Genomic DNA, 3,240 nt, shown 5'->3' on the forward strand with positions numbered 1-3,240 from the left:
TGCCGACTCACGGCCGTCGAGAACACCGGAGACGAGGTGAGCACCGACACCGACATCCCACTCGAACTCAGCGCCTGAGACCCCTAACGAAGGATCCAACCGCTACACCACTCCAAGGGACTTGACCTCGGTCGACGCAAGATTCCTCACCGACGTGGACGCGTAATTGAGCTTCTTCGCCTTGATCTGGTCGACCTTCGGCACGCTGCTCTTCTTGTTGACAGCCTCCCCGTACAGCTTGGATAGGACGACTCCCGCCGCGTCCTCTTCATCGAGGAGGTAGGCGCGGTTCCTAGTGCTCGCCCTGACCAGTCGGAGGATGTCTTCGTCCGTCACTGTCTCCTGCAAATGTTGTCCCTCTCGCTCATCGCTCAGGAGGCGCCCCGCCCTGGTCGCCCGTTACATTCATTAGTAGGTCCTCACCAGAGGATCTGGTCGCTGGCCCTGGTATGGCTGTCTTGCCCTGTCATCGATGATCCGGGGGGTGTTGCCGCCACCCTCCGACCCGAGAACCCGCTCGCCGTGCTGGACCTGCGCACCTCCGGCCCCCACGCACTCGTCACCGGCACCACCGGCAGCGGCAAATCGGTCCTCCTCGAGGCGTGGCTCGACGCACTCTGCCGCACCCACTCACCCGACGACCTCCGCCTCGTCCTGCTCGATTTCAAGGGCGGCGCCAGCCTCAGCGGATTCCTGCACCGCCCTCACACCGACTGCCTGATCACCGACCTCGACGAACCCGCCGCTCTGCGCGCCGTCCGCAGCATCACCGCAGAGATCGCGCGCCGCGAGCGGCATCTGGCCCACTCGGGGTGCCGCGACATCGACGAGCTGCTCGAACGCTCCCGGCACGACCCCGCCGTCCGCCGAATGCCGCGTCTGCTCGTCGTCATCGACGAGTTCCACGTGCTCAGATCGCTCAGCCCGCACATCGTCGCGAAGTTCGAGCACCTCACCGCGGTCGGCCGGTCACTGGGCGTCCACCTCGTGCTGGCGACACAGCGGCCGTCCGGAGTGGTCTCCGCACGGATGCGAGCGAACATCTCGCTCCGCATCTGCCTGCGGGTCCGCGACGAGGCGGACTCGCACGAGGTTCTGGGAGTGCCCGACGCCGCGTGGCTCGACCCTCACCTGCCCGGGACCGCGCTCGTGTCCGACGACAGAGGGATCCGCTCATTCCGTTCTGCACTTCCCGGAGACCCGGAGGCCACTGCGTCCTCCGGACCGCACGTGACGGTGACGTCCCTGCCCGACTCCGCCGAGGTCCTCCTCCCGCTTCCGCACCGCCCGCCGTCTCTGCCCATCGTCGCGGAAGGGCCTTTGGGACCACGGCACGAGGTCATCGCTCCCGCACTGCCCGATCACCTTCCGCAGACTGGCACCACCGCTGTCGGGCTCGTCGACCTGCCTGACGAGAACCGCGTGGCACATGTCAGCCTCACAGCCGATTCCGGCTCCCTCACGATCTCCGGAGGCCGAGGCCGCGGCTGGTCGACCGCGGTCGAATCCTCCGCTCGCGCATTCCATGCAGCCGGGCTGCCCGTCATCCACATCGGACCACGCGCCGACGCACCTCATGTCGACGCCGAGGGGATCCTCCGCCTAGGGCATGGGCAGTCCTGGGCGATCGATCACCTCACCACCGAGTGCGAGCGGATCCGTCGCCCCGTCGTATGGGCGATCGACGATTGGGACGAGTTCGTCACCGCCCATCAGACGTCGACACGCGTCGATCGTCTGGAACGGCTGCTCACCGGAAGTGCGGGCATGAAGTTCGTCGTATCGGGTCACAGACGCGCGCTTGCCCAGCGGCTTTCGCAGACCGCTCAGACACGGATCGTATTCCCTCCCGCTGCCGAACAGGACGCCGTGTTCTTCGGGCTGAGCGCCGCGCGCTTCTCTGGGGACTGGCCGCCCGGGCGAGCCGTCATCATCGGCGAGGCAGCCGTCACCGGCAGCCACGAAGGAGCAGACCTGCAGATCATGCGGGACACAGTACCTACAGAGCGGGCTCTGGGTGCGGGCCCTGTGCGCCCCCACCCGCTGTGGTCCCACTTCACCCCCGCCGGGGTTTCACCCACCTCAACCGAGCACCCAGAGCGCGAGAGTTCAGGCAGAGACGCTCCTACCAGCGGGGACCCCGTCGGCACCGTTCCGATCGGATGGGATCCGGCCGGCACAGAGATTCGGTGGGACCCAGACATCGTTGGAAACGTGCTGACGGTGCTCCTCGCGGCACCCGACGATCCCGTCAACCTCAGTGCCTTCGTCCACCGACTGCGCGACCGCGGCGTGGCCGTCGTCCTCGACTGCGGTGACCCCACCCAGCGCGCAGCAGCGGACGCCGCCGCATCCGCACGCAGACCCGTCTGCCTCGTATCCGAAGGAGCTCACTCGCCACCCGACGCTCCACCGGCGCTCGGAACCCCTCAGCCGCCCCGGTTCGGGCGGCCGCCAACCGGAAACATACCCCGACCGCCCACGAGCTCTGCCGACGCAGCTGGTCCCACCCTGCTGCTGGGCCCATGGTCCGAGAGCTCCCTCCGGATGGCCGGCCACCGCAGCCTCGCTCCGATCCCCCACGACGCAGACGCCCAGTGGTGGATCGCGGGCGGCACCGCCACACCGATCCGCCTCCAGCCACAGGACCACCGTCGTCGACACACCTCAGCACCTCACCGTCATCAGTGCCATTCGATCGACGACCTCGGCGCGGATCCTTCCAGCTCTACGTGCATGGATCGTGGTTGCCGAGACTGACCCGTCGACGTGTTGGGTGCCGACTCCACCGAACACGAACCGGGACACGAGGTTGTCGAATACGACACTGCCGGCGGCGCATGGGCCGTGGCATCCGAGCGAGTGAGAGTCTCCGGTGGGCGACACGAGCGCCTAGGACGTGCAGGTCACAGGTACTGCGGAACTCGGTTCCTACCCTGCCGGCCCGCAGCGACACACCATACGCCCAGCACGAACGCCGACGCACTCTCCCTGCAATCTCTATGATGATCACGTGCAAGAAGAGCCGTCCGTCAAGCCCCAAAACCAGGAACTCAGCCACGACCAGCACAGGTTCCTCGACAGCCTGTCAGAGGTCATCCGCGTGCAGGGTCTGTCAAGCCCTGGGTTTGGTAGAGGCTTCTTTTCTTGGTTTCCTATGCGGCCACGCCTGTAGTGGTCTGCTGTTTGATCCAATCAGAATGCGCCTCGATCGGCGGCCGGTAGTGCAGCGCCGAATGC

General features: G+C 66.8%; 2 protein-coding genes. One reads left to right on the top strand and one right to left on the bottom strand.

What is annotated here, in order from left to right; genetic code table 11:
* Nucleotides 1–102 precede the first annotated feature (102 nt).
* Nucleotides 103–336 (bottom strand): hypothetical protein, encoded by a 234-nt coding sequence (locus MTQ12_RS14685; RefSeq protein WP_247619208.1) that lies wholly within the window; start codon nt 334–336, stop codon nt 103–105.
* A gap of 186 nt (nt 337–522) precedes the next feature.
* Here MTQ12_RS14685 and MTQ12_RS14690 point away from each other — a divergent pair, with 186 nt between their 5' ends.
* Nucleotides 523–2,760 (top strand): FtsK/SpoIIIE domain-containing protein, encoded by a 2,238-nt coding sequence (locus tag MTQ12_RS14690; protein ID WP_247619209.1) that lies wholly within the window; start codon nt 523–525, stop codon nt 2,758–2,760.
* Nucleotides 2,761–3,240 lie beyond the last annotated feature (480 nt).

The sequence above is a fragment of the Brevibacterium sp. R8603A2 genome, from assembly GCF_023072605.1.
Lineage (GTDB): Bacteria > Actinomycetota > Actinomycetes > Actinomycetales > Brevibacteriaceae > Brevibacterium > Brevibacterium pityocampae.